Genomic DNA, 6,218 nt, shown 5'->3' on the forward strand with positions numbered 1-6,218 from the left:
CCGGGGGGGGCGCCCGCGACGGCATCGCCTTCGACGCTTACCCCCTTGGTGCGTCTACGGGTTGTGTGCCAGCACCTCGGGAGCGAGGGTGTGGCGCAGCACCGCTTCGAGCTTCGCTGCGATCTTGTCGCGGTCGCCCGAGCCGAGGGCGTCGAGGAAGATGCCGCGTGCGTAGGCCGAAGCGGGCTGCCCGGCGGCCTCGGCTCGGGCTGCCAGTTCTGTGAGCTGTTCAGTCGTGAGACGTACCGAGAGCACGGCGGGGGTCGCGGCCCCGGCTCGGCGCTGGCCGCGAATCTGGCCGGGGCCGCCCTGGTGGTTCTCGGCGTCTGCTGCTGCCCGTTCGATCATTTCGGTGATGCCGCTCATGATTCCTCCTCGTAGACAGTCACAGCTTGATTACCAAGCCGAGCGAGCCTCGCAGAAGGGCCTCTAGCGCCCTCAAAAGCCTCTCGCCTGGAGGAACTACCGCAAACGCACTCGCGTCGCTCCCAGGGCCGTTCTCGTGCGTCTCCGGGGTGTTCCGTTGTGAGCGTGAGCTGCACCTGACGGTGTATCGTCACCCCATCCGTGGGAAGTGCGGGCGTAACCAATCCCTCTGAGGGCAAGGGTTTCGCTTGCGAAACCCGCGGCAGCCCCGAGACGGGCGCAGCTCGTCGAGAACCTGCCGACAACACGGTCTAGTTCGCGCACGCGCGCGGTCTTGAGTTACGTCGGTAAGTAGGTAAAAGAGAGAACTAGGTAAGAAGAGAACTAGGGAACAACGACACCCCAGACGGGAGTAGATCGAGACGCGCGTATTTCCCTACTGAACGACTCACGGTTTCCCTACTGAACGACTCACGGAGCTGGTTATCCACAGGGTTCGGGGCGAGTCGTTCAGTAGGGAAATGACGACTGCTAGGGGTGTGGCGCTCGGTAGGGAAATAGGCTGCTACAGCTCGTCGGCAGGGAGTCTGAGCAGCGGGCTACGCCGGATGATGAGCACGGTTCCCCCACCGCGTCGGCCGGGCACCCGATCAATGGCGAAGTTTGTCTCGATGCCGTGGCCGTGGATTCGGCGCGTGGCGGCTGCCTCGTCGAGCGCGGCGCGGAACCGGGCACGGAAGTTGTCGAGGCGCTTGTAGCCGTGGGTGAGTTCGTCGTAGAGGTCGGCCCACTCGAAGATGCGCTCGCGCCGGGGGCCGTCCTTGATCGAGAACAGCACTTTCTCAAGCCACGCGGCAACCTGCATCGGGAACGGCCCTGACATGCGCGCGAGGGCGTCGAGGCGCGCCGGCGGGGTCTTGGGATCGAGCGCCAGGTCGACGAGGAGCTGCGAGGGCACGATGTACGAGTCGAGGCCGTCGAGCACGTCGCCCCAGCCGGGCACGTAGAGCTGCACGCCGCTCGCAAGTGTCGTCGACTGCTGGCGGTAGCGGCGGCCACCCTCGGCGTCTTCCGGCCCCCACTCGGCCATGTGGAATGTCGAGACGGCGAACCCGGTGACCTGGCGGGTGAGTTCCTGGTGCTGGCGGCCGCCGGTCGATGGGTAGCCGAGGTCGGCCGCGAGAGAGCGCTGCGTCTCTTCAAGGCCGATCCCGTCGAGCGGGTTGCCGCCGGCCTTGACGGTCGAGCGGATCTTCGTTGCGATTGCTGCACCGATCAGCAGCGCCGGTTTCCCCGAGGGCACGGGAGCCTCGACCCATTCACCGTGCTTAGTGAGTACCTTGCCGGCGCTGATCGACCACGATGTGTACGAGTTCTGCCCCTGCCATTCACGGGCGGGTTGCTCGTCCATCGGTGTCAGCGAGAAGTAGCCGTTGCCGAGCACGATGCCGCGACGCTCGTTCGCTTCGCCGTGCTCAACGGCGGTGGCATGGTCGAGCTGCCGACGCATCCAGTCGGGCAAGCTCAGGGGGTCTTGGTTCGGTACGCTCACTAGAGCCTCCTGGTCTGTTCAGGGGGTGTTACGCGCCGGCGGCTCTCGTCGGTGCGGCGAGCCGTTCCCGGTGCCAACGGGGGCGGCTCGTTCTGTTTATCCTACGGCACCATATCGCTGTTGCTTACATGTCTACATTCAGACTTGCTATTTCTAGAAATATCAACGCATTTACAAGTAGACATGTCTACATGTAGACTTGCCTTATGAAGATCGCAGTAGTGAACCTGAAAGGCGGCACGGGGAAAACCTCGACCGTGATGCACCTGGCGGCCGCGCTCAAGACGGCGGGCGACAGCGTGCTCGTGGTCGACGCCGACCCGCAGGGAGACGCGCTCAACTGGGCGAACGCACTGGAATGGGATGTGACCGCGCACCCGAAACCCACGATCCACAAACAGACGTGGCTCGGTGCCTCGCACGATCACGTCGTAATCGACACCCCGCCTGGCGACCTCGGTGTGACGACCTCGGCGCTGCGCGCAGCCGATCTGGTCGTAATCCCGATGCAGCCCACAGGCGGCGACTTCGCGCAGTACGCCGAGACGGTGCAGCTCGTCGAGGAAGTGCAGGCGCTCACTGATGCGACCGCCGTGGTGTTGCTGACTCGCGTGGTGAAGCGCACCGTTGCCGCCGCTCAGGTGCGCGAGGCGCTGGAGCCGTTCGGTATCCCGGTACTCGACACCGAAGTTCCGCAGGCCCAGGCGCTCGCAATGGCCTACGGGCAGAAGATCACCGATGCGGGCGTCTACGCTGACGTGCTCGCGGAGCTGAAAGGACTCGTGAAATGAGCGTCGGCAACGTATTCGATAGCGCACGGAAGAAAACCCCGCCGACGCGGGTGGACGACCTCAAGGCCGGCGGCGCGCTGGCCGAGCCGATGGTGATGCACTCGACCCGCGTGCCGGTATCGCTGAACAAGGCAATCAAGAAACTCGCCGTCGACGAGCAGACCACCTTGCAGGCGCTCACTATCGAGGCACTAGAGACACTGCTGAAACTGCGAGGCAAGAGCGAAAGCTGACATGTCTACATGTAGACATGTCAGCTTGTAAGTATCCGTATTTGTCGGCGGTCACCCGTACCGTCGACAGCAACGAGAGGAACACCGGCTATGGCTATCAACGAACAAGAACGGCAGCTTGAAGTCGCCCGCGAAGCCGAGGAACTGCTGCACACCCTGGCGCACTCGACCCGCGATGTGCCGAACCCGCGCGATTCCTACTCGATGCTTGGAGAGCTGGGCGCGATCATCGACCATGTAGCGCAGGTGTGCGAACAGCTCGCGAGCTGGCACAGCCGCGTCGAGGACGGCAAGCATTACGAGGGCGAGGACGACAACCGCAGCGGCAGCCCCCGCGCGGCCGCCGCCGAACTGACCACTGCCGCCAGCTCACTCCGGCTCGCCTCGAACCACGTTCATCGCGCCCACTCGCACAACGCCGTGGTGCGCTGGTATCCCGAGCCGCAGGAGAGCTGACGATGAGCACCGAGACAAACTTCGAGGAACGCTGGCCGGAGCTGTTTGCCAACCTCACCCCGGCGCAGCACGAGCAGGCCGTGAGCGCGTGTTGGTACGTTCTGAACGATGGTTTCCCCCTCGAACGGGAATCCGTCGAGAGGATCACGACGCTGCTCGTCGACGACCCGCAGCAGTTCGCGGTTCTGTATGGCCCTTACACCGAGGCCGACGACACTCGCTACGCGGAGCTGGCCGACCGTGCAGAGCGCGGTGAGCTGCGCGTTAAAGTAGTGCCCCGTAGAGTGGTGTAACGATCCCGGCCAGTAAACGTCAGCGTGGCCACCGGGATCTTCCTTCGAGGAAACTCTCACATCCCACTCGAAAGGCGTCACACCGATGACCACTCCCTCTATTGTCGACCCTGCCACCGTCCTCACCAACGCGCTGGGCGACGCATCACCGGATCTGATGCGCACCCTGCTGCAAACCATGATCAACACCCTCCTCTCAGCCGAAGCAGATGCGATCTGCGGCGCCGAGTACGGGAAGCCCTCTGCTGACCGAGTGAATTCCCGCAACGGATACCGCACCCGTGAACTCGATACGCGTGTCGGAACCATAGACGTCGCGATCCCGAAGCTCCGCTCCGGCACGTACTTCCCCGAGTGGCTCCTCGAACGTCGCAAACGCTCAGAAGCGGCGATGATCACCGTCGTCGCTGACGCCTACCTCGCTGGCGTCTCAACGAGGCGGATGGACAAACTCGTGAAGACCCTTGGCATCCATTCCCTGTCGAAGTCGCAGGTCTCCCGAATGGCCGCCGATATGGACGAGCATGTGCGTGAGTTTCGCACGAGGCCGTTAGGTGAGGCCGGCCCGTTCACGTTCGTCGCGTGCGACGCACTCACGATGAAAGTGCGTGAGGGCGGGCGGGTGATCAACACCATGGTGCTCGTCGCGACCGGGGTGAACGCTGACGGGCATCGGGAAGTCCTGGGCATGCAAGTGGCGACCGCGGAGACCACGATGGCGTGGAACGGGTTCTTCGCAGACCTTGTCGCGCGCGGCCTCACCGGGGTGAAACTCATCACCTCTGACGCGCACGCTGGCCTCGTTGAAGCGATGCGCGCGAACTTCCCTGGGACGTCGTGGCAACGGTGTCGCACGCACTACGCTGCGAACCTGATGTCAGTGACCCCGAAGAGCATGTGGCCGGCGGTGAAAGCGATGCTGCATTCCGTGTACGACCAACCCGACCAGAAAAGTGTTGAGGCCCAATTCGACCGGCTCCTGGACTACGTCGAGGACAAACTCCCCGAAGTGCACGACCACCTCGATGCTGCCCGGGCTGACATTCTCGCGTTCACCACGTTCCCGAAAGATGTGTGGCAGCAGATCTGGTCGAATAACCCGAACGAGCGCCTGAACCGTGAGATCCGCCGCAGGACCGATGTGGTGGGGATCTTCCCGAACCGGGCCGCGATCACCCGCCTCGTCGGGGCCGTTCTTGCGGAGCAGTCTGACGAATGGGCCGAGGGTCGTCGTTACCTCGGTCTTGACGTTCTCGCGAGGTGCCGCCTCACGCTCGTGGGTACCGACACTATCGGCCAGCACCATGAGCTCCCCGAGCTCGGGGCCGCAGCATGAGCGCCCCCACTCCTGGGCTGTACTCCGACACCGTGAGTGAGCTCGTCGCGAGCATCTGCAATCACAACGAAAACTAGCCCCCACATCCTTGAAGGATCACGAAACGGTTACACCACTCCACGGGACTTGACCCGCGTTAAGCCCGGTACTGAGCGTCACGGTGCCACGGCATCGGCTGAGGCTCGCCAGCTCTTGGGCGAGGCCGGCGAATCGTAGGCTTGAATCATGAGTGCATTCACCCTCGACGAACTCCTGAGCCTCGAACACGCCGGTTGGAAGTCGCTTTGTGAGTCCACTGGCGGCACGTTCTACGGCGAGTTGATGATGCCCGATGCGTTGTTTGTGCTGTCCAACGGCTGGGTGATGACTCGCGATGAAATCGCGGCTTCACTCAACGATTCTCCGGCTTGGGCGGCCTACGAAATCACAGACGTTCGGATCGTCGAAGCGGGTAGCGATGCCGCCGTACTGGTGTACCGTGCGACAGCGTCTCGGGAAGAAATGACGGAGCCGTACACTGCGTTCATGTCGAGCGTTTACCGTCGAGTGGATGGGAAGCCGAGAATGGCGCTCTATCAGCAGACTGAGGCAGCTGCGTAGACCGCTCAGGCTGCCGCGCCCGCTGCGCGGCCTTGCCCTCAAGTATCGTGGCTACATGAGTGATTCAGCGTCGAACCCCAAACTCAACCGCATCAACCTGATCTGCCTGGGTGTGGCTGTCCCGCGTCAAGTAGTTGGCAGGGTTTCTTCTCTTTCGAAGTTGGGGATGGTGGGGTCGGCCAGGCCGAGGTGCACGTCCATCGGCCGGTTCCAGGCGATCGCTTCGTGCGGGCGGACGGTGTTGTACTCGGTCCGGTAGTCCTCGGCCCGCTCGACGAGCGTCAAGGCGTCGGGGATCTCATCAAGGAACAGTCGCTCGTACTTCAGCGTCCCGAACCCGCGTTCGCGTGACCCGTTCTGCCCGGGCGTGCGCACCCTGGTGCGCACGTGCCGCCTTCTTCGCGACGATGGTCTCCGCGCCGGCGGCGCCCACGGCATCCGCGGCCTTCTTGGGGGCGGACTTCCTCTTGGCCGCCCGGACGCCGGCCCGGCCGATGGCGTCCTCGATGCGCTCGACCGCCTCCTCGGCCCGGCGGGCGACCTTCTTGGGCTTCTTGGCGAGCTTCTTCTCGGACACCTTCGCGGCGTCCT

General features: G+C 63.8%; 10 protein-coding genes. 7 read left to right on the forward strand and 3 right to left on the reverse strand.

The window, feature by feature from the left end:
- Positions 1–54: 54 nt before the first annotated feature.
- Entirely contained in the window at positions 55–366 is a 312-nt protein-coding gene (locus ACTNFJ_RS12395) for a hypothetical protein (protein WP_435907700.1), read from the reverse strand.
- A gap of 565 nt (positions 367–931) precedes the next feature.
- Complete coding sequence (locus ACTNFJ_RS12400; protein WP_435907699.1) at positions 932–1,918, reverse strand: hypothetical protein; 987 nt, start codon at positions 1,916–1,918, stop codon at positions 932–934.
- Between the two features lie 206 nt (positions 1,919–2,124).
- Here ACTNFJ_RS12400 and ACTNFJ_RS12405 point away from each other — a divergent pair, with 206 nt between their 5' ends.
- The 6 genes from ACTNFJ_RS12405 (at position 2,125) to ACTNFJ_RS12430 (ending at position 5,627) form a co-directional block, all read left to right on the forward strand.
- Positions 2,125–2,709: an AAA family ATPase gene (locus tag ACTNFJ_RS12405; protein WP_363746652.1), complete on the forward strand. Its 585-nt coding sequence runs from the start codon at positions 2,125–2,127 to the stop codon at positions 2,707–2,709.
- A complete protein-coding gene (locus ACTNFJ_RS12410) occupies positions 2,706–2,942 on the forward strand; it encodes a ribbon-helix-helix domain-containing protein (protein ID WP_363746654.1) in 237 nt (78 codons plus the stop codon). Before ACTNFJ_RS12405 ends, ACTNFJ_RS12410 begins: the two co-directional genes overlap by 4 nt.
- A 90-nt stretch (positions 2,943–3,032) precedes the next feature.
- Positions 3,033–3,398, forward strand: coding sequence for a hypothetical protein (locus tag ACTNFJ_RS12415; RefSeq protein WP_363746656.1), 366 nt, complete (start codon positions 3,033–3,035; stop codon positions 3,396–3,398).
- 2 nt (positions 3,399–3,400) lie between these two features.
- Positions 3,401–3,691: a hypothetical protein gene (locus tag ACTNFJ_RS12420; RefSeq protein WP_363746658.1), complete on the forward strand. Its 291-nt coding sequence runs from the start codon at positions 3,401–3,403 to the stop codon at positions 3,689–3,691.
- Between the two features lie 85 nt (positions 3,692–3,776).
- A complete protein-coding gene (locus ACTNFJ_RS12425; RefSeq protein WP_193591830.1) occupies positions 3,777–5,027 on the forward strand; it encodes an IS256 family transposase in 1,251 nt (416 codons plus the stop codon).
- Between the two features lie 225 nt (positions 5,028–5,252).
- Positions 5,253–5,627: a nuclear transport factor 2 family protein gene (locus ACTNFJ_RS12430; protein WP_363746636.1), complete on the forward strand. Its 375-nt coding sequence runs from the start codon at positions 5,253–5,255 to the stop codon at positions 5,625–5,627.
- Between the two features lie 126 nt (positions 5,628–5,753).
- On the opposite strand, the gene ACTNFJ_RS12435 is transcribed toward ACTNFJ_RS12430, so the two are convergent.
- Positions 5,754–6,014, reverse strand: a complete 261-nt coding sequence (locus ACTNFJ_RS12435) for an integrase core domain-containing protein (protein ID WP_444711819.1) — start codon at positions 6,012–6,014, stop codon at positions 5,754–5,756.
- Here ACTNFJ_RS12435 and ACTNFJ_RS12440 point away from each other — a divergent pair.
- The coding region (locus ACTNFJ_RS12440; protein ID WP_444711820.1) for a hypothetical protein at positions 6,007–6,218 on the forward strand (212 nt) is incomplete at its 3' end. The two genes, ACTNFJ_RS12435 and ACTNFJ_RS12440, sit on opposite strands and share 8 nt — an antisense overlap.

This window comes from Leucobacter shiyiweii, assembly GCF_052446065.1.
Taxonomy (GTDB): domain Bacteria; phylum Actinomycetota; class Actinomycetes; order Actinomycetales; family Microbacteriaceae; genus Leucobacter.